The 18,358-nt window shown below is 71.2% G+C and carries 18 protein-coding genes and 1 pseudogene; 9 read left to right on the forward strand and 10 right to left on the reverse strand.

What is annotated here, in order from left to right:
• Positions 1–104 (forward strand): annotated as a pseudogene (locus tag PV721_RS29575) (IS481 family transposase); the annotation flags it as partial.
• On the opposite strand, the gene PV721_RS29580 reads toward PV721_RS29575, so the two are convergent.
• The 5 genes from PV721_RS29580 to PV721_RS29600 form a co-directional block, all read right to left on the reverse strand.
• Positions 101–652: a GNAT family N-acetyltransferase gene (locus PV721_RS29580; protein WP_319729472.1), complete on the reverse strand. Its 552-nt coding sequence runs from the start codon at positions 650–652 to the stop codon at positions 101–103. The pseudogene PV721_RS29575 and the gene PV721_RS29580 overlap by 4 nt on opposite strands.
• 52 nt (positions 653–704) lie before the next feature.
• A complete protein-coding gene (locus tag PV721_RS29585; protein WP_319729474.1) occupies positions 705–1,280 on the reverse strand; it encodes a MepB family protein in 576 nt (191 codons plus the stop codon).
• On the reverse strand, positions 1,267–1,743 hold the full coding sequence (locus PV721_RS29590) for a macro domain-containing protein (RefSeq protein ID WP_319729476.1): 477 nt from the start codon (positions 1,741–1,743) through the stop codon (positions 1,267–1,269). Before PV721_RS29590 ends, PV721_RS29585 begins: the two co-directional genes overlap by 14 nt.
• Before the next feature lie 75 nt (positions 1,744–1,818).
• Complete coding sequence (locus tag PV721_RS29595) at positions 1,819–2,052, reverse strand: hypothetical protein (RefSeq protein WP_319729479.1); 234 nt, start codon at positions 2,050–2,052, stop codon at positions 1,819–1,821.
• Between the two features lie 12 nt (positions 2,053–2,064).
• On the reverse strand, positions 2,065–2,214 hold the full coding sequence (locus PV721_RS29600) for a hypothetical protein (RefSeq protein WP_319729481.1): 150 nt from the start codon (positions 2,212–2,214) through the stop codon (positions 2,065–2,067).
• A 289-nt stretch (positions 2,215–2,503) separates the two neighbouring features.
• Here PV721_RS29600 and PV721_RS29605 point away from each other — a divergent pair, with 289 nt between their 5' ends.
• From PV721_RS29605 to PV721_RS29615, 3 genes are all read left to right on the forward strand, one after another.
• Entirely contained in the window at positions 2,504–3,715 is a 1,212-nt protein-coding gene (locus tag PV721_RS29605; protein ID WP_319729484.1) for a pyridoxal phosphate-dependent aminotransferase, read from the forward strand.
• 94 nt (positions 3,716–3,809) lie between these two features.
• Positions 3,810–4,202: a hypothetical protein gene (locus PV721_RS29610; protein WP_319729487.1), complete on the forward strand. Its 393-nt coding sequence runs from the start codon at positions 3,810–3,812 to the stop codon at positions 4,200–4,202.
• Between the two features lie 245 nt (positions 4,203–4,447).
• On the forward strand, positions 4,448–5,092 hold the full coding sequence (locus PV721_RS29615) for an RDD family protein (protein ID WP_319729488.1): 645 nt from the start codon (positions 4,448–4,450) through the stop codon (positions 5,090–5,092).
• Positions 5,093–5,184: 92 nt separating this feature from the next.
• Here the strand turns inward: PV721_RS29615 and PV721_RS29620 are convergent, their stop codons facing one another.
• The gene (locus tag PV721_RS29620) at positions 5,185–5,625 is read right to left on the reverse strand and encodes a hypothetical protein (protein ID WP_319729490.1); all 441 of its coding nucleotides are present in this window, start codon (positions 5,623–5,625) and stop codon (positions 5,185–5,187) included.
• 143 nt (positions 5,626–5,768) lie between these two features.
• On the opposite strand from PV721_RS29620, the gene PV721_RS29625 reads away from it, so the two are divergent.
• Genes PV721_RS29625 through PV721_RS29640 form a run of 4 tightly spaced genes read left to right on the forward strand, consistent with a single transcriptional unit; the run spans position 5,769 to position 10,269 of the window.
• Complete coding sequence (locus tag PV721_RS29625; RefSeq protein WP_319729491.1) at positions 5,769–6,848, forward strand: substrate-binding domain-containing protein; 1,080 nt, start codon at positions 5,769–5,771, stop codon at positions 6,846–6,848.
• 10 nt (positions 6,849–6,858) lie between these two features.
• Complete coding sequence (locus PV721_RS29630) at positions 6,859–8,046, forward strand: toxic anion resistance protein (protein ID WP_319729493.1); 1,188 nt, start codon at positions 6,859–6,861, stop codon at positions 8,044–8,046.
• The gene (locus tag PV721_RS29635; protein ID WP_319729495.1) at positions 8,043–9,647 is read left to right on the forward strand and encodes a VWA domain-containing protein; all 1,605 of its coding nucleotides are present in this window, start codon (positions 8,043–8,045) and stop codon (positions 9,645–9,647) included. The genes PV721_RS29630 and PV721_RS29635 overlap by 4 nt, the downstream gene beginning before the upstream one ends.
• The gene (locus tag PV721_RS29640; RefSeq protein ID WP_319729500.1) at positions 9,634–10,269 is read left to right on the forward strand and encodes a hypothetical protein; all 636 of its coding nucleotides are present in this window, start codon (positions 9,634–9,636) and stop codon (positions 10,267–10,269) included. Before PV721_RS29635 ends, PV721_RS29640 begins: the two co-directional genes overlap by 14 nt.
• Before the next feature lie 108 nt (positions 10,270–10,377).
• On the opposite strand, the gene PV721_RS29645 is transcribed toward PV721_RS29640, so the two are convergent.
• Entirely contained in the window at positions 10,378–12,207 is a 1,830-nt protein-coding gene (locus PV721_RS29645) for a phosphoenolpyruvate carboxykinase (GTP) (RefSeq protein WP_319729502.1), read from the reverse strand.
• 220 nt (positions 12,208–12,427) lie between these two features.
• On the opposite strand from PV721_RS29645, the gene trhA reads away from it, so the two are divergent.
• Positions 12,428–13,129: a PAQR family membrane homeostasis protein TrhA gene (trhA, locus tag PV721_RS29650; RefSeq protein ID WP_416371208.1), complete on the forward strand. Its 702-nt coding sequence runs from the start codon at positions 12,428–12,430 to the stop codon at positions 13,127–13,129.
• Positions 13,130–13,183: 54 nt separating this feature from the next.
• Here trhA and PV721_RS29655 read toward each other — a convergent pair whose 3' ends face one another.
• From PV721_RS29655 to PV721_RS29665, 3 genes are all read right to left on the reverse strand, one after another.
• Complete coding sequence (locus tag PV721_RS29655; RefSeq protein ID WP_319729506.1) at positions 13,184–15,598, reverse strand: galactose oxidase-like domain-containing protein; 2,415 nt, start codon at positions 15,596–15,598, stop codon at positions 13,184–13,186.
• Between the two features lie 23 nt (positions 15,599–15,621).
• Complete coding sequence (locus PV721_RS29660; RefSeq protein ID WP_319729510.1) at positions 15,622–16,833, reverse strand: glycosyltransferase family 2 protein; 1,212 nt, start codon at positions 16,831–16,833, stop codon at positions 15,622–15,624.
• Between the two features lie 6 nt (positions 16,834–16,839).
• Positions 16,840–18,358: ArnT family glycosyltransferase (locus PV721_RS29665; RefSeq protein ID WP_416371209.1), on the reverse strand; the 1,519-nt coding region annotated here is incomplete at its 5' end.

Genomic DNA, 18,358 nt, shown 5'->3' on the forward strand with positions numbered 1-18,358 from the left:
TGGCAGACTTCCTCCACACCTACAACCACCACCGCTGCCACACCGCACTGGACGGCAAGCCACCGATCAGCCGTGTGAACAACCCTGCGGGTCAATACACCTAGGTGGTCGCCGCGGCGACCGCGCTGTACGTGCGCCCGCCCGCGACGTAGTCGCCCAGCGGGACCATGCCGAAGCCCTCGACGTGCACCTTCCAGGACGGCACGTTGCCGGCTTCGATGAACGCCACGACCGCGTCGGCCCGTTCCGAGGCCGCCGCCACGGCCATGGTGAACAGGGCCCGGGCCACGCCCCGCCCCCGGTACGCGGCGTCGACCACGACCGGCCCGTAGAGCAGCCACCGCGCCTCGCCGAGCGGGTGCCCGTCCCACTCCAGGGTTTCCTGGGCCCGGAGCAGCCCCGCGACCGGCGGCGACGGATCGGCCAGATCCGCCGCGACCGACAGGGCCAGCAGGCCGGCGACCCGGCCGCGGTCGTCCGCGACCAGCAGCTGCCCGGCCCGGGCCATCGCCCGCAGGACGCCGGCGTCGAAGCGGCCCTGCACGAATCCCTGCTCCGCCCGTTGCCGCTCCGTGAGGGCGTCGTGGTGGTTGGCGGCGAAGAGCTCGGCCATGGCGGGCGCGTCGGCCTCGGTGGCGTACCGGTACTCCATGCCGCGATCGTGCCACGCGCGCCCCGCCCGACCCCCTCGCCGACACCGACTCCTAGACCGGGTGGTGCAGGGCCCCGGCCCGGGCGAGGTCGACCGCGGCGCCCGTACCCACGTCCAGGAAGCACTCGGCCTGCCACGCCTGCGTTCCCCGGGCCTGCCGGCTCTCCACCGCGACCCACGGCGGGTACACCCGGAAGGCGCGCTTCCCGCCCGACCCGTTCACGGACAGGATGCCGCGCTCACGGAGCACCTGGCGGGGGAACACGAACTGCCCGAAACCGTCCCCGTCCCTGGCACTGACCACGACGAGGTCGACGGGATCCTCCACGTCGAACGGCCGGATCGGCCCGGCGTCGGACCGCTTCCACACCGTGACGAACTGCCCGGCCTTCGTCGGGGTCGTCCTGGCCGCGCGGAAGGTCACGCGCAGCCCGTCCAGCGTGAACGCGTACGCCCCGTACCCGGCACTCTCCGCCTCGGCGGCCGGCCGGGAACACGTGAACCCGCACCGGTCGTAGACCAGCGCCTTCGCCACGAGGAGATCCTCGTGCACCGCCCCCGCCCCTGCCCCCGTACCCGCGCCCGCCCAGGACCCGGGCTCGGTCGCCCCGGACTCAGCCGTGGTCATAGACGGTCACCTCCACGTCCCGTGCGCACAACGCGTCGGTGATCAGCGGCTCGATGCGCGACCAGGAGCCGCCCGCGAGCCCGCACCCGATGCGCGGCATGTGGACACCGGCGCCCAGCTCGACGGCGTGATCGGCCAGCGCACCGAGGCAGCGCCGAACGGCGTCGTAGCGGATCGGCGGCCCCCCACTCCCGGTGCGCATGCCGCGCTGCCCGACCATGTTGGCCACCCACACGTCGGGCTTCACCCGCACCACCTGCACGGAGCCGAGCCCGAAGTCGTTCCCGCTGCGCCCCCGGTGCCAGGCCCGGTACGCCGCCTCGGGCTCGGGCCACCGCTTCGAGACGGCCAGCACGAAGCCCTTCCCCCACCCGCCGAGGTCGTTGCAGACATGGGCGATGACCTTGGGCCCCTTGGCCTGAGGGCTCGTCGCGTCCCCGGCGATGATCCTGAGCGGCTTCATCTCCCGAACGCTACGCGAGCCCACTGACAACGCGGGCCGGGCCGGACGGGAGCCCCCGCCCGGCCCCGCCGCCCCTCACAGGTACTCGCGCGCGAACTCCACCGCCCACTCCACCGCCGCCACCGGGATCGCGGCCGACTCCGGGGCGATGGTGATCCGGGCGGACTCCCAGCCCTGGTCGTGTTCGCGGAAGATCGCGAAGTGTCCGTCCTCCGCAGCTCCTTCCGGTCTGACCACGAACTCGATCGCCCGGTCGTCGCCGTCCGTGCCGACCGTGGTGATCGCCATGTCACCGACTACGAACTCCACTGCTCGCGCCCCTCAATAGCCGCTGTTCAGGTACACCAGGAAAAGCAGCGCCAGCAAGATCGCCCCTGCCGCCATGAGGGCGCCGGCCACGGCCACGATCACCGCGCCGACCCGTTCCGTGCCCCGGCGGTAGTCCGCCGGCTTCCACTCGCCCTGGTTCATGCACCCAGCCTCACGGCACCCGCGTCCCGCCGCATGAGTGCGCGTACTCATGCGGCGTACTCAGTCACCCTCGGTTCTCAGCCGTTCCCCGAGGTGACGAGGGCAACATCCGCCACTTCGGCGCGATCCGCACGCACCCATTCCGCAGGCCGGAACGCGACCGCGGCCCCGGATTCCAAGGAGGGACCGCATCAGCACCCACCCATTGCCCGAAACGGGACATTTCCCCTTTCGGGTCCGTCTTCGAAAAGGCACGTCACGCCTGCTCCCGGGCCCGTAAGCTCCCGTCATGCAGGTGATCCAGTCAACCAAACTCGCCAATGTCTGCTACGAGATCCGCGGGCCCGTGCTCGAAGAGGCCATGCGGCTCGAAGCAGCAGGTCATCGCATCCTCAAGCTCAACACCGGCAACCCCGCGGCCTTCGGCTTCGACTGCCCGCCGGAGATCCTTGAGGACATGCTCCGCAACCTGGGCAACGCCCACGGTTACGGTGACGCGAAGGGGCTGCTCTCCGCGCGCCGCGCGGTCATGCAGCACTACCAGACCAAGGGCATCGACCTTGACGTCGAGGACATCTACCTCGGCAACGGCGTCTCCGAGCTGATCCAGATGTCGATGCAGGCGCTGCTCGACGACGGCGACGAGGTGCTGGTCCCTGCGCCGGACTACCCGCTGTGGACCGCGTCCGTCTCCCTCGCCGGCGGCACGGCCGTGCACTACCGCTGCGACGAGCAGGCCGACTGGATGCCGGACCTCGCCGACATCGAGCGCAAGGTCACCGACCGCACCAAGGCGATCGTGATCATCAACCCGAACAACCCGACCGGCGCGGTCTACGACGAGGAAATGCTGCGCGGGCTGACGGACATCGCCCGCCGCCACAACCTGGTCGTCTGCTCGGACGAGATCTACGACCGGATCCTCTACGACGGCGCCGTGCACCACAACACCGCCGCCATCGCCCCCGACCTGCTGACGCTGACCTTCAACGGGCTCTCGAAGAACTACCGCGTCGCCGGCTACCGGGCCGGCTGGATGGCGGTCTGCGGCCCGAAGAAGCACGCCTCCTGCTACATCGAGGGCCTCACGGTCCTGGCGAACATGCGCCTGTGCGCGAACATGCCCTCGCAGCACGCCGTGGCCACCGCGCTCGGCGGCCGGCAGTCGATCGAGGACCTGGTCCTGCCCGGCGGGCGGATCCTGGAACAGCGCAACGTCGCGTACGAGATGCTCACCCAGATCCCGGGCGTCACCTGCGTGAAGCCGAAGGGCGCGCTGTACGCCTTCCCGCGGCTGGACCCGTCCGTCTACAAGATCAAGGACGACCGGCAGATGGTCCTCGACCTGCTGCGGGCCGAGAAGATCATGGTCGTGCACGGTACGGGCTTCAACTGGCCCGAGCCCGACCACTTCCGGATCGTGACCCTGCCGAACGCCACGGATCTGGCCGATGCCGTGACGCGGATCGGGAACTTCCTCGACGGCTACAGCCAGCTCTAACGGCGGGCACGACGACGACCAGCAACAGGATTCAGCTCAACTTTAGAACCAATCCAATGTAGGATGGTCTCCTGACCACGCAGGAGGCCACCTCATGTACGAGCCGATCCGCACCAAGTCGGTCGTCCACCGCATGGGCGACGCCCCGTCCGACTACCCGCACAGCAGCCGCGGCGAAGCGCTGGACATTCAGCTCGCCGGCCACCTCGCGGCCCTGCTCGCCGTCACCGACGAGCTCGGCCTCGACGAGGCCGCCGCCGAGATCGCCGTCCAGGTCGCCCGGCTGCGCGGGTCCCAGCCCGCGCGTGCGCAGCGGCGCCCCGCCGCGGACGTCGCCGCGCTGCACCAGCGCGCGCACGACCTCGCCGCCCGCGCGCTCCTCGTCGCCGCCTCCCGCGCCGACACCACCGTCGCGATCCTCGCCGCCGAGCGCATGGACGCGCACGCCGCCGCCCTGAAGTCCGCGGACCTGGCCGGCGCCCTCTAGACGGCCCCGGTCCGGGGCCGCGGAGGCTCCGGACCGGGTGCCACACCCCGCGGTCGGCCGCCCTCGCGCGACGTGCGCCGCGGCACGTTCCGCGGCCCGCTGCAGGGGCGGGAATTGGACAGAATCCGGTGCTCCGAACACGATGAGGGCTGAAAGTTCGCGGCAGCACGGGGGAGGCCGCTCACGAGGTCCCACTCCTCCACGCCGCTTCGTCCCCATTTCAGCAGCATGGAGAGACTTCACCGATGAGCTTCGGCGACCCGAACAACCCCTACGGCCAGCAGCCCCCGCAGGGCCAGCCCGGCTACCCGCAGCAGGCCCCGCAGGGCGTCCCCCCGCAGTACGGCTACCCGCAGCAGCCTCCGCAGGGCGCGGCTCCGCAGTACGGCTACCCGCAGCAGACGCCTCCGCCGCCGGCCTACGGCTACCCGCAGCAGCCGGGCATGCCGGGGATGCCGGGCGCGGGCATGCCGCCGCTGGCCCACTGGGGTCTGCGCGTCGGCGCGTACCTGCTCGACGCGCTGATCATCGCCGGCCCGATGTACGCGGTGATCGGCATCGGCGCGGCCATCGCCGGCGGCGACTCCGACTCCGTGGCGGCCGGTGTCCTCAGCCTCGTCGGCTTCCTGTACGCCATCGGCATGGGCTTCTTCCAGCTCTACAAGGAAGGCACCACCGGCCAGACGACCGGCAAGAAGGTCGTCGGGATCAGCCTGCACAAGGAGGCCGACGGCGCGACCCTCGGCTTCGGCATGGCCTTCGTGCGCAAGCTGGCGCACATGCTCGACGGCATCCCCTGCTACATCGGCTGGCTGTGGCCGCTGTGGGACGCCAAGAAGCAGACCTTCGCCGACAAGGTGTGCGGCACCGTCGTCGTCAAGGTCAAGTGACCCCTTGAGCGCGCACACCGGCCCGCGCCGCCCGGCGCGGGCCGGTGACGCGGGCCGGTGACGCGGGCCGGTCGCGGCGCCGCCGGGGCGTGTCACGGCCCGTCAGGCGTGTCGGGAGTCCGCGCGAACTCGGCGCCCGCGACCCCGCACCACGGCACCGTCGCCACCGGCCACACCGGGCCGACGGCCTCCCCGTGCTCGGTCGCGCCCGGGGCCACGCCCGGGATCCTCAGCAGCGCCTGGGCGGCCCGGCGTTCCGGGTCCGGTTCCGCGCCGTCGCGGAACTCCACCGTGACGACGTACGCGCCGGCGCCCTCGGCCCGCCCCGCCGCCTCCACCGCGGCCACCACCCGCCGGCTCGCCGGATCGATTCGGCACCCGGTGACCCGTACGTCCTCCAGGGCCGCCCGGGGCGGCGCCTCGGGGGGTTCGCCGCCGCTCGCCCACACGTACAGGCCCAGCGGGGCGAACACCAGCAGCCCGGCCAGCGTCACCAGGCCGACCAGCCAGCCCTGCCACTTCAACGCGCTCACGCCCATGCCCCGATCCTCCCGGGCCACCGCCCCGCCCACCAGCACCCACGGGCTCACACAGCATTTCGAAGTGGGACCGCCTGGACACCTGACGTTCATTCAACTCATCGCGGAATGTGGGTTTCCGCGAGCACGCTGCACCCGTGAGACGCATCCTAGGAATCGTCCTGGGCCTCCTCCTGATCGGCGGCGTGCTCTACGTCGTCGCCTTCCAGGGGCAGGATCACCCAGAAACCACGGCAACGAAGACCGTGCGTGGCGTCATCGGCTCGGAGAAGTCCGAATTCTTCCGCGACCCGGACGTCGTCAAGGCCCTTGCGGACAAGGGCTACACCGTGAAGACGGAGACCTCGGGCTCCTGGGCGATGGACCAACTCGCCCTCAAGGAGTTCGACTTCGCCTTCCCCAGCAGCAGTGAACCCGCCAAGGAGGTAGCGGCCGCCGCCGGGGTCAAGGGCGCCCAGGAGACCAAGCCCTTCTACTCCCCGCTCGTGGTCATCGCCCGCGCCAACGCCGCCGAGGTGCTGGCCGACAACGGCCTCGCCAGGACGACCGGCAAGAACCTCGGGACCCTGCTCATGGGGCCCTTCCTCAAGGCCGCCGCCGAGGACCGCACGTGGCAGCAGCTGCCCGGTTCCTCCGCCCACACCGAGCTGACCGGCACGCTGTTCATCAAGACCACCGACCCGGCCACTTCCAACTCCGGCGCCCTCTTCCTCGCGGCCGCCTCCAACGTCGCGAACGCCAACAGCGTGGTCGCCGACGACGCCGGCATCGAGCGCACCGCACCGCTGATGCGCAAGCTGATCTCCGTCCAGGGCGCCCTCGAACAGAGCACCGACGACCCGTTCCGGGCCTTCATCAGCGGCAGCGGCGAACCGCTGATCCTGGTGTACGAGTCCCAGGTGGCCTCTCTGCTGCTCCAGCACCAGAACCCCGGCGACATGGTCGTGCTCTACCCGGACACCACCGTCAACACGGCGCACACCTTCGTCCCGCTCACCGAGCAGGCGAAGGAGCTGGGCACCCTCCTCGCGACCGATCCCAGGCTGCGCGAGCTGGCCGTGCAACGGGGGTTCCGCCCGCAGGACGGCGTGCCCGAGTTCACCGCCGCCACCGCACCGCACGCCGGCTACCTCAACCCCGGGCTGACCGGGATCCGCCAGGTCGGCACACCCACCGTCAAGATCCTCATGGCGCTCGCCCAGCGGGCCAGGGGTTAGGGGCCACACCATGACACTGACACCTCCCGAGGACGGCACGTTCGTCCTCAGCGCGCCCGAGCCGGTCCCGCCCGTCCGCCGCGAGCAGGCCGCCGGGCTGGTCCCGCTGCAGGACGGCGTACGCGACGAGATGGCCCGCCGGGCCGGTGAGTACGTCGGCTCGCTCGCCGGGATCGACACCCGCTCCCCCGAGTTCGCGCACCGCATCGGCGAGATCGCCGGGCTCGGCGCGGCCGACATGCGCAGCGCCGCGCAGCAGTCCAACCGGATGCTGGAGCGGGCCGTACGCACCCTCGGCGCGGACGGCGGCGGCGACGCCCAGGCGCGCGTCGCCGGCTCCCTCGTCGAACTGCGCCGCACCGTCGAGGACCTCGACCCGCGGGACACCCCCGGCAAGGGGTTCGGCAAGCTGCTGGCGAAGCTGCCGGGCGGCAACAGGTTCCGCGACCACGTGGCCAGGTACGCCTCCTCGCAGGCCACCCTCAACAAGATCGTGGGCTCGCTGCGCAGCGGCCAGGACGAGCTGCGCCGCGACAACGCGGCCCTGCACACCGAACGGGCCCGCCTGTGGGAGACCATGGGCAAGCTCCAGGAGTACGCCGTCCTCACCGAGGCCCTGGACGGGGCCGTCGAGCAGCGGATCGCCGAGGCGGAGCACACCGACCCGCAGGCGGCCGACGCCCTGCGCGCGGACGTGCTCTTCCCGGTCCGGCAGAAGCACCAGGACCTGCTGACGCAGCTGGCCGTCTGCGCGCAGGGCTACCTGGCGATGGACGTGGTCCGGCGCAACAACGACGAGCTGATCAAGGGCGTGGACCGGGCGGCCACCACCACCGTCTCCGCGCTGCGGATCGCGGTCATGCTGGCCGCGGCCCTCGACCACCAGCGCAAGGTGATCGAGCAGGTCAACGCCCTGAAGGGGACCACCGAGGACCTGATCCGGGGCAACGCGGAGATGCTGTCCACGCAGAGCGGCGAGATCCAGCGGATCGCGGCCGACCCGGCGGTGGGGGCGGAAACGCTGCGGACGGCCTTCGCCCAGATCTACAAGACGCTCGACGCGATCGACACCTTCAAGGTGCAGGCCACGGAGAACATGGCCGCGACCGTGGAGTCGCTGGCCGGGGAGCTGCAGACCGCCTCGGCGTACCTGGCCCGTACCCGCACCGCCAGTGCGCTCGAAGGAGGTGCCCGGTGAGGCGGAACCGGATCAGCGCTCTGATCGCACTCGCCACGCTCGCCACGGCGACGGCCTGCACCTCCGGGGGTCCGGCCGGGCCTGCGGAGTCGAAGTACGAGGAGGGCCGACTGCGGGTGCTGGCGTCCAGTGAGCTCTCCGACATGGAGCCCGTGCTGAAGGCCGCGAAGGCGGCCACCGGGGTCACGGTCGACCTGACCGCGTCCGGGACCCTCGACGCGGTCGAGCAGATCGCCTCGGGGACGGCCGACGGGAAGTACGACGCGATCTGGCTGTCCTCCAACGACTACCTGCGGCTGCGGCCCGAGGCGGCGGGGAAGCTGTCGAGCGAGACGCCGGTGATGTCCTCGCCGGTGGCCATCGGCGTCAAGCCGGAGGCGCTGGCCCGGCTGGGCTGGAAGCCCGGCGAGGTGACCTGGTCGGCGGTGCACGAGGCGGTGGCCGGCGGGAAGCTGACGTACGGGATGGCGGACCCGGTGCGCTCCAACTCCGGTTTCTCCGCCCTGGTCTCGGTGGCGTCGGGCCTGTCGGGCGCGCAGTCGGCGCTGAGCGAGGCCGACGTGAAGTCGGCCCAGCCCAAGCTGAAGGAGTTCTTCTCCGGGCAGAAGCTGACCTCGGGTTCCTCCGGCTGGCTGGCGAGTGCGTACGGCAAGCGCGGTGACGTGGACGCGCTGGTGAACTACGAGTCGGTGCTGCTGTCCGTGAACCGGGACGCGAAGGACGTGAAGGCGCCTCTGACGGTGATCCGGCCGCGCGACGGAGTGGTCACCGCGCACTACCCGCTGACCCTGCTGACCTCCGCCCCGGAGGGGGCCCGCGATGCGGGGCGGGCGCTGACGGACTACCTGCGCGGCCCCGAGGCGCAGAAGGCGATCACCGAGCAGACCTTCCGCCGGCCGGTCGCGGCCGGGGTGACGCCGGCCGCCGGGCTGGACCCGGAGAAGCGGCACGAGCTGCCCTTCCCGGGCTCGCGTTCGGTCGCGGACGGGTTGCTGGCCTCGTACGAGAACGAGCTGCGCCGGCCCTCGCGGACGGTGTACGTGCTGGACACCTCGGGTTCGATGAGCGAGGAGGACCGCATCGGGCGGCTGAAGTCGGCGCTCACCGATCTGACGGGCAGCGGGACTTCGGGCACGGGCCGGCGGTTCCGGGACCGTGAGGAGGTGACGCTGCTGCCCTTCGGGTCCAAGGTGAAGAAGGTGCGCACGCACGTCGTCGAGCCCGGCAACCCGGGGCCGGCCCTTGACGCGATCCGCGGCGACGTGAAGTCGCTGGAGCCGGACGGGGGCACGGCGGTCTACGGCAGCCTGGAGGCGGCCTACCAGCACCTCGGCAAGGGCGGCGCGGACGCGTTCACCTCGATCGTGCTGATGACGGACGGGGAGAACACCGAGGGCGTCGGGGCCAAGCACTTCGACTCCTTCTACGCGGCCCTGCCCGAGGCGCAGAAGCAGCCCCCGGTCTTCGCGGTGCTCTTCGGGGACTCGGACCGCAAGGAGCTCACCCACATCACCGAACTGACCGGCGGGCGGCTCTTCGACGCCACCGGCGGGACCGGGTCGCTGGCCGGAGCCTTCGAGGAGATCCGTGGCTACCAGTAGGGGCGGCCGCAGCGGCGGCGGTGCGGCCGGCCGGGTGCTCGGCTACCTGGAGTCGAGGAAGAACCTGGCCGGCTCCGCCTGTGGCGTGGTGGGTCTCGGCCTCACCCTCGCCGGGGTGGCCGGCGCGTACTGGCCGGTGGTGGTGGCCGGGCTCTACGGCGCGGGCGCGCTGATCGCCCCGCCGGAGCGGGCGGCGCCGCCGCCGTTCGATCCGAGCGAGGAACTCGACGTGCTGCGCGAGGACTTCGCGCGGCTGCGGGAGTACCTGGGCGAGGTGGAGCTGCCGGAGGCGGCCGGGAGCCGGCGGGCCGGGCTGCTGGAACTGTACGGGGCGCTGCTGGAGCCGGGGTGGGTGGCCGAGGTCCTGGTCACCGAGCCGGAGGCGGTGCACGCGCTGTCCCGGGCGATCCGGCGGGACGTGCCCGAGTGCGTGGACACCTACAACCGGACCCGCTGGTGGAACCGGCTGACGCCGGGCGGGGAGTCCCCGGAGCGCCACCTGGAGCGGCAGCTGGGCCTGCTGTTCGAGGAGGCGGAAAGCGTGACGGCGGACCTCCGCGAAGCAGAGGCCCGCCGTCAGCAGACGCACACGGCCTATCTGGAGGAGCGCGGACGCTCCTGAAGACAGGCCGGTGCAGCGGTGGGAACCGCTTGGTCGGGGGCTCCCACAGCGGTGGGCGCCGCTTGGTCGGGGGCTCCCACGTTCATTGGCCCGTTGTCGGGCTCGGGCTCAGCCCAGGCGCTCGACGAGCGCGTGGTACTGGTCCCACAGTTCCTTCGGCGTGTGGTCGCCGTAGGTGTTCAGGTGCTCGGGGACCAGGGCGGCCTCCTCGCGCCAGACCTCCTTGTCGACGCTGAGGAGGAAGTCGAGGTCCGCGGCCGGGAGGTCCAGGCCGTCGAGGTCGAGGGAGTCCTTGGTCGGCAGGATGCCGATGGCGGTCTCGACGCCCTCGGCGGTGCCGTCGAGGCGCTCGACGATCCACTTCAGGACGCGGCTGTTCTCGCCGAAGCCGGGCCACACGAACTTGCCCGCGTCGTTCTTGCGGAACCAGTTCACGTAGTAGATCTTCGGGAGCTTCGCCTGGTCCTTGTCAGCGGCCACCTTGACCCAGTGGGCCATGTAGTCGCCCATGTTGTAGCCGCAGAACGGCAGCATGGCGAAGGGGTCGCGGCGCAGCTCGCCGACCTTGCCCTCGGCGGCGGCGGTCTTCTCGGAGGCGATGTTCGAGCCGATGAAGACGCCGTGGTTCCAGTCGAAGGACTCGGTGACCAGCGGCACGGCGGAGGCGCGGCGGCCGCCGAAGAGGATCGCGGAGATCGGGACGCCCTTGGGGTCCTCCCACTCGGGGGCGATCGTCGGGCACTGGGAGGCCGGGACGGCGAAGCGGGCGTTGGGGTGGGCGGCGGGGGTCTCCGAGTCCGGAGTCCAGTCGTTGCCCTTCCAGTCGACGAGGTGCTTGGGCGCCTCTTCGGTCATGCCCTCCCACCACACGTCGCCGTCGTCGGTGAGCGCGACGTTGGTGAAGACGGTGTTCGCGTACATGGTCTTCATGGCGTTGGCGTTGGTGTGCTCGCCGGTGCCGGGCGCGACGCCGAAGAAGCCGGCCTCGGGGTTGATCGCGTAGAGGCGACCGTCCTCGCCGAAGCGCATCCAGGCGATGTCGTCGCCGATGGTCTCGACGGTCCAGCCGGGGATCGTGGGCTCCAGCATGGCCAGGTTGGTCTTGCCGCAGGCGGACGGGAACGCGGCTGCGACGTACTTCGCCTCGCCCTGCGGCGGGGTCAGCTTGAGGATCAGCATGTGCTCGGCGAGCCAGCCCTCGTCGCGGGCCATGACGGACGCGATGCGCAGGGCGTAGCACTTCTTGCCGAGCAGGGCGTTGCCGCCGTAGCCGGATCCGTAGGACCAGATCTCGCGGGTCTCCGGGAAGTGCGAGATGTACTTGGTGGTGTTGCACGGCCACGGCACGTCCTCCTGGCCCTCGGCGAGCGGAGCGCCGAGGGTGTGGACGGCCTTGACGAAGAACCCGTCGGTGCCGAGCTCGTCGAGGACGGGCTTGCCCATGCGGGTCATGGTGCGCATGGCGACGGCGACGTAGGCGGAGTCGGTGATCTCGACGCCGATCGCGGAGAGCTCGGAGCCGAGGGGGCCCATGCAGAACGGCACGACGTACATCGTCCGGCCCTTCATGGAGCCGCGGAAGATCCCCTGGTCGCCGGCGAAGATGTCCTTCATCTCGGCCGGGGCCTTCCAGTGGTTGGTCGGGCCCGCGTCCTCCTCCTCCTCGGAGCAGATGAAGGTCCGGTCCTCGACGCGCGCGACGTCGGAGGGGTCGGAGGCGGCGTAGTACGAGTTGGGGCGCTTCGTCTCGTCGAGCTTCTTGAACGTTCCCTTGGCGACGAGCTCCTCGCACAGGCGCTCGTACTCGCCCTCGGAGCCGTCGCACCAGACGACGCGGTCCGGCTGGGTGAGGGCTGCGATCTCGTCCACCCAGGAGATCAGCGCTGCATGCCTGGTGGGAAGAGTCGGACTGGTGGGAGCCGCGTTGTCGCGCGCCACGATTGCTCCTTGTTGAGGGGTGTGTTTGGTGTTTGCCCCGTGGGGGCTGCGACCCGGACGCTTCGCGCTCCGCTCATCCGGTGCCGACCGCACTCATCTGATCATCCGGTGGATGTGCGCATATGTCCAGAGGGCCTCTCACGTGAGCATTGCCACGTCCGTCAATCTTCCGTAAAGGCGACCGACGGAAACCTACGGACCCGTAGGTAGCATGGCGCCCATGACTTCTGACCCGGCCGCCGAGGCCACACCGGTAGTCGAGGCCCTGGAGGCGGCCGAGACCGCCCTGGAGGAAAAGCCGCTGCTGCGCGGCTGGCTGCACCTCGGGATGTTCCCCGCCGTGGTCGTCGCCGGCCTGGTGCTCATGGCCTTCACCGACTCGACCCGGGCACGGGTGGCCTGCGGGGTCTACATCCTTACGGCCTGCCTGCTCTTCGGCGTGAGCGCCGTCTACCACCGGGGCACCTGGGGGCCGCGCGGCGAGGCCATCCTGCGCCGGCTCGACCACGCCAACATCTTCCTGATCATCGCGGGTACCTACACGCCGCTGACCGTCCTGCTGCTCCCGCCCTCCACCGGTCGGACCCTGCTGTGGGCGGTGTGGATCGCGGCCGCCGCCGGCATCGCGTTCCGCGTCTTCTGGGTCGGCGCACCGCGCTGGCTCTACACCCCGTGCTACATCGCCATGGGCTGGGCTGCGGTCTTCTTCCTGCCCGACTTCATGCGCACCGGCGGCATCGCCGTCCTGGTCCTCGTGATCGTCGGCGGCCTCCTCTACAGCGCGGGCGGGGTCATCTACGGCATGAAGCGCCCCAACCCCTCCCCCCGCTTCTTCGGCTTCCACGAGGTCTTCCATTCCCTGACCCTCGCGGCCTTCGTGGCCCACTACGTCGGCATCTCGCTCGCCGCGTACCAGCACTGAGCCCGGGGGAGGGGCCCGGCCGCGAGCGCGCGGCCGGGCCCCTTCCCGTTGCGTTCAGCAGGCGTAGCCGTCACGGTCGGGGTCGAGGCGCAGCGGGTCGCTGCCGTTGACCTTCAGCCGCTGCGGGTACTGGTGCGAGGCCAGCCAGTCACAGCGGGCCTTGGGCGTCTCCTTCACCTCGGCCGGGAAGCGGGTCGGCACGCACACGTTGACCGTCCCGTAGTGCCGGTCGCAGCCGGCCACGCTGGGTGCGACCGGTACGGAGTCCCGCTTGGCGGGGTTCTGCTTGGCGGGCCCCAGCTCGTCCGCGAAGGAGTGCTCGTGCGCGGACGGCTGCTCCTGGGCGGCCGCCAGAGCCGACGGACCGCCCAGGTGCACCCAGGTCGCGATCGACGGGACGCCGTTCGCGTCGACCGCGAAGAGCATGTACCAGCCGGGCGGCGCCAGGTTGGGGTTGCTCGTCACGTTGAGGTCGACGTCGTTCCCGTTGACGGTCATCGGCAGGTCCACGAACCGCTGGTTCGGGTCCGAGGAGTGGGTGACCGCCGCCGGACGGATCAGCTCGGCCTTGGCAACCGGGCGGTTGACGGTGATCCGCTGCGTGTCCCCGTACACCCACTGCGTGTCGATCACCGAGGTGATCTGCGGGCGGGCGCCCTTGAAGAGGTAGGGCGGGGTGTAGATCGACACGTTGTGGTTGTAGGTGCCGTTGCCCGGGTTGTCGCCGACCGACATCACCCGGCCGTCCGGCATCAGGAAGGACGCCGAGTGGTAGGTCCGCGGGATCGGGTCGGTGGCCAGGCCCGGCTGGTAGGTGTTGGTCGTCGGGTCGAAGAAGGAGGCCTCGAAGACCGGGTCGGCCCGGTCGTGCAGCCCGCCGCCGGTCTCCAGCACCTTGCCGTCCGGCAGCAGCACCGCCGACACGTACATCTTGCCCTCGGCCCCGGTCTGCGGCCGCTTGCCCGCGCCCGTGTCGACCAGTCCCTGCGGGAGGTCCGGGCCGGCCGTGTAGGCGGGGCTCGGCTTCTTCAAGTCGATGATGTCGGTGATCCGGTTCGCGGCCGGGTTGGTCTCGTTGTTGCCGCCGCCGATGGTCAGGACCCGCTGGTCCTGCGCCGGGGGCAGCAGCACGCTCGCCGACTCGTCGCGCTGGTCCTTGTTCCGCAGGCCCGGCACGTCGGTGATGGTGTTGGCGTCGTAGTCGTAGATCGAGGCGCCGGTGCCCGGGGTGCCGTTGCCGAAGGTGTGGCTGCCCGAGTAGAAGAGCCGCCCGTCCTGCATGAGGATCATCGACGGGTACAGGCCCCAGTACGACCAGGTCTGGTTGACCTCGTTCATCGGCAGCCACTTGTTCTGCGCCGCCGAGAACTTCTCGGCGGTCACGTTGCCCGTGGAGTCCTCCTTCAGCCCGCCGAAGGAGATCACGTCACCGTTGCCGAGGACCGTCGCCGACGGGTACCAGTGCCCGCCGTTCATGTCGTTCGTCTTCGTGTAGGCCTCGGTCGCCGGGTCGAAGACGTAACTGTCCTTCAGCCCCTGGTAGCCGATCTTGCCGTCGGCGGACGGGTACCCCTTGTTGCCGCTCATCACCAGCACCCGGCCGTCCGCCAGCTGCACGTGGCCCGCGCAGAACATGTCCACCGGCGTCGGGACCGTCTTGAAGGTGCCGTTCGCCGGGTTGTAGACGGCCGAGGTGAAGGTGCCCGCGTTGAACTGGGCGATGTCGTTGCCCGAGCCGGCGATCAGCAGCACCTTCCCGTTCTTCAGCACGACGGCGTGCATCGAACGCACCGGGTTCTTGGCCGGGATCACCTCCCACTTGCCCTTGGCGCACTCCTGCGCCGTACCCGAGCAGACCGGCTGCGGCGGTACCGCGCCCACCTCCTCCAGCGCGTAGTCGTCGGTGGTGAGCGTGCCCACCCCGTAGACCGACAGGCCCCACGCGATCTTGTCGGTGTTGGGCGGCACGGCCGGCGTACGGACCTCCGTACGTGCCCAGGCCGCGCTGACGGGCGGATTCTGCAGGTCGGTCCAGTACTGCCAGCCCGCCGTCGTGTCGCGGCGGAACACCGTCACCGACACGTCCGGGGTGTCCGACTTGTACCAGGCGGACAGGTCGTACTGCTTCCCCGGCGTGACGGTCGGGGCGCAGGTGCTGTTCTCGGTGACCAGGGCCTTGCGGTCGCCGTCCACGCGGCGCGTGAGGGAGACCTTCATCGCCTTGGTGCCGGTGTGCGCCTCGGCCACGGTGGCGAAGGAGAAGTCGTTGTCGCCCCAGCCGGACTTGGACCAGCAGGACGGCATGTCGGCGCCGGCCGGGCCGGCCGTCTCGAAACCGGGATTGGAGAGCAGATTGGGCGGACCGGCCGTGGCCTGCTGCGGTGCGGTGAGCAGCAGGCCCGCGGTCATCGCCCCGACGGCGAGCAGCGCGGCCCGCCGCCCTGCCCTCCGCCGGATCGTCAGACGCATGGAAAGGATCCCTTCTGTGCGGCTCAACTCCTGGAGTGGCGGCCCGCCTGGAGCGGGGCGCCCGGGGTGCGGGGCTGGCGCGACCTGCGCGGCAGGTAGACGAGGGCCTCGGTGGCCGCGAAGCGCAGCACGAAGGTGGTGACCAGCGCGAGGGCGGTGGCGGGCAGCACCTCCATCCCGAACCTCGCGACGAACACCGCGATCAACGGGATGCGCAGCAGCAGGTCGGCATTGGCCAGCAGGGCGAAACGCCCGACCCGGTCCGCCCAGTGGCGGTGCCGGCGCCGGTCGCGGAAGAGCAGGGTCTCGATGAGGAGGAAGTTCCACAGGACGCCCGCCTGGTTCGCGACGATCTCGGCGGGGAGGTAGTGCATCCCGGCGTGCGTGAGCAGCCACAGCGCACCCAGGTTCGGGACGAAACCCGAGAGCCCGATCAGTCCGAAACCGATCATCCGGGCCAGCGTGGTCGCGGAGCGCAGCGAGGCCAGGTGGGCGAGGAAGCGCATGCCCTCGCGGGCGGTCGACTTGGACTCCCCCGAGAAGCGGTCCTGGAAGACGAACGGCACCTCGGCGACCTTGCCCGGGCGGCAGCGCACCGCCAGCTCCAGCAGGATCTTGTAGCCGAGCGGCTTCAGCGCGTCCGCGGTGACGGCCGAGCGGCGCATCGCGAAGAAGCCGCTCATCGGGTCGCTGATCCCGCGCAGCGCCCGCGGGAACAGCCCCTTGGTCAGCCAGGTCGCACCGCGGGAGACGGCGATCCGGTAGCTACCGGCGAGCCCCGCCCGGCTGCCGCCGGCGATGTAGCGGGAGGCGACGACCAGGTCGGCGCCGGTGCGCTCACCCTCGCCGACGAGCTCGGGCACCAGGTGGGGCGGGTGCTGGAGATCGGCGTCCATGACGACGATCCAGTCGCTGTCCGCCCGCTTCACCCCTTCGACGACGGCCCCGCCGAGGCCGCCCTCGGCCACCTCCCGGTGCAGGACGGAGACCGGGAACGGATGGTCGGCGGCGGCCTTCTCGATGGCGGCGGGGGTGTCGTCCGTGGAGTCGTCCACGAACAGCACGGCGCAGGGCAGGTGGTCGGGGAGCGCGTCACCGAGCCGGCGCAGCAACTCGGCTACGTTCCCCGACTCGTTGAAGGTGGGGACGATGAGGGTGACGCTGCCGGTCAGGGCCTGCGGAGCGGCGAGCTCCGCATCGATCGGGGCATGGAGGGACCACAGGTCCTCGCTCATGGTGACTCAGCTCCCACTCGTGCGGTCGGCGCGGTCGGTCCGGCGGATCTCGATGCGGTCCTCGCCCGACCCGAAGACGGCCACCACGCTCGAGTGCTCCAGCGCGGCCTTCACCGTGGGCAGGTCCACCGCGTCGCGGCGCACCGTGGGCGAGGAGACCACGTAGTCGATGTCCTCCCAGCCGCGCGGCAGGGTCTTGGTGACGGCGGGGTCGAGGTCGGCCTTGTAGAACCAGATGGCGCCCGGACCCGGCTCGAAGCCGTGGTGCACGGCGTCCAGCCACAGCGCGTCGTCGAGCAGCACCCGGGTCCGCGCCGGATCCTCGACCTCACGGCCGAGCCAGGCCGCGGCCTGCCGGTACGGGGCGTTGGCGTCGACCGTGAGCGCGGTGCGGTTGCCGTCGTACCAGCGCGGCAGCACGTACACCGCGGCGGAGACGGCGAGTACGCCGAGCACCGCCCAGCGCGCCCACACCTGCGCCCTGCGCTCCCCCGGGCCGCGCCGGCGGCGCAGCACGGCGTGCGTGACGCTCGCCGCACCCCCGGCGAGGACGAGCGCGAGGAACGGCAGCGCCTGGATCACGTACATCGCCGGGAGGTAGCCGGAGGGCCGCATCGCGACGACGGCGAGGATGACGGCGGCGAGCGCCGGGCCGGCCAGCGCCCGGGCGGTGACGGACCAGCGGAAGGTGGCCAGCAGCAGGAAGGCGCCGGCCAGCCCGCCGAGCGGCAGGACGGTGTCGTAGTAGAGCCAGGACCGCAGCACGCCGTTCGAGCCGGTCCCGGCGTCGAGGATGAAGCCGGAGCCGGGGCGGCTCATCTGGTAGGTGATGCCGTCGATCAGCGAGACATGTCCGGAGCCGGGCAGCAGCTCGCTGTTGAGGAGGGCGTACAGCGGGTACGAAAGCCCGATCAGCGCGCAGGCGGTGACGGCTCCGGTGACGGCGAACTTGCGGGTGTCGCGGTGACTGTGGCGCCACATCGTCACCAGCAGCGCCGGGAGCACCACCAGCATCGTCTCCTTGGTCAGGACGGCGGTGGCGGCCGCCAGCCCGGACCCGAAGTGGTGCCACAGGTGCCGGCTCGGTGACGCGGCGAGGCAGAAGGCCAGCAGCATCCACATCACGGCGAGGTTGTCGAGGAAGATCTCGCGCTGGAGGACGACGGAGAGCGGGGACAGCCCGAAGAGCGCCATCGCCAGCCCGGCCGCCCAGCGCGGCAGCCACAGCCGGCGCGCGAGGACGTACATCAGCACGGAACTGGCGGCGGAGACGGCGAGCATCGAGAACCGCATCGGCGCGACGGTCATCCAGTCGGGCACGAAGAGGGACGGCAGGTACGTCAGGCCCGCGACCTGGATCCAGCCGAGCGGCGGATGGTCGTACCAGTACGTGTAGTGGGCGAGGCCGTCGCCCTGCTGGACCGCCCACGCCTGGGCGAGGTAGGTGCCCTCGTCGTCGCTCAGCGTCGGGAAGTGGGTGATGTTCCAGCCCTGGACGAGCAGGATCACGAGCAGCAGCGCCCCG

The organism is Streptomyces sp. MB09-01 (assembly GCF_033794505.1).
Classification (GTDB): domain Bacteria; phylum Actinomycetota; class Actinomycetes; order Streptomycetales; family Streptomycetaceae; genus Streptomyces.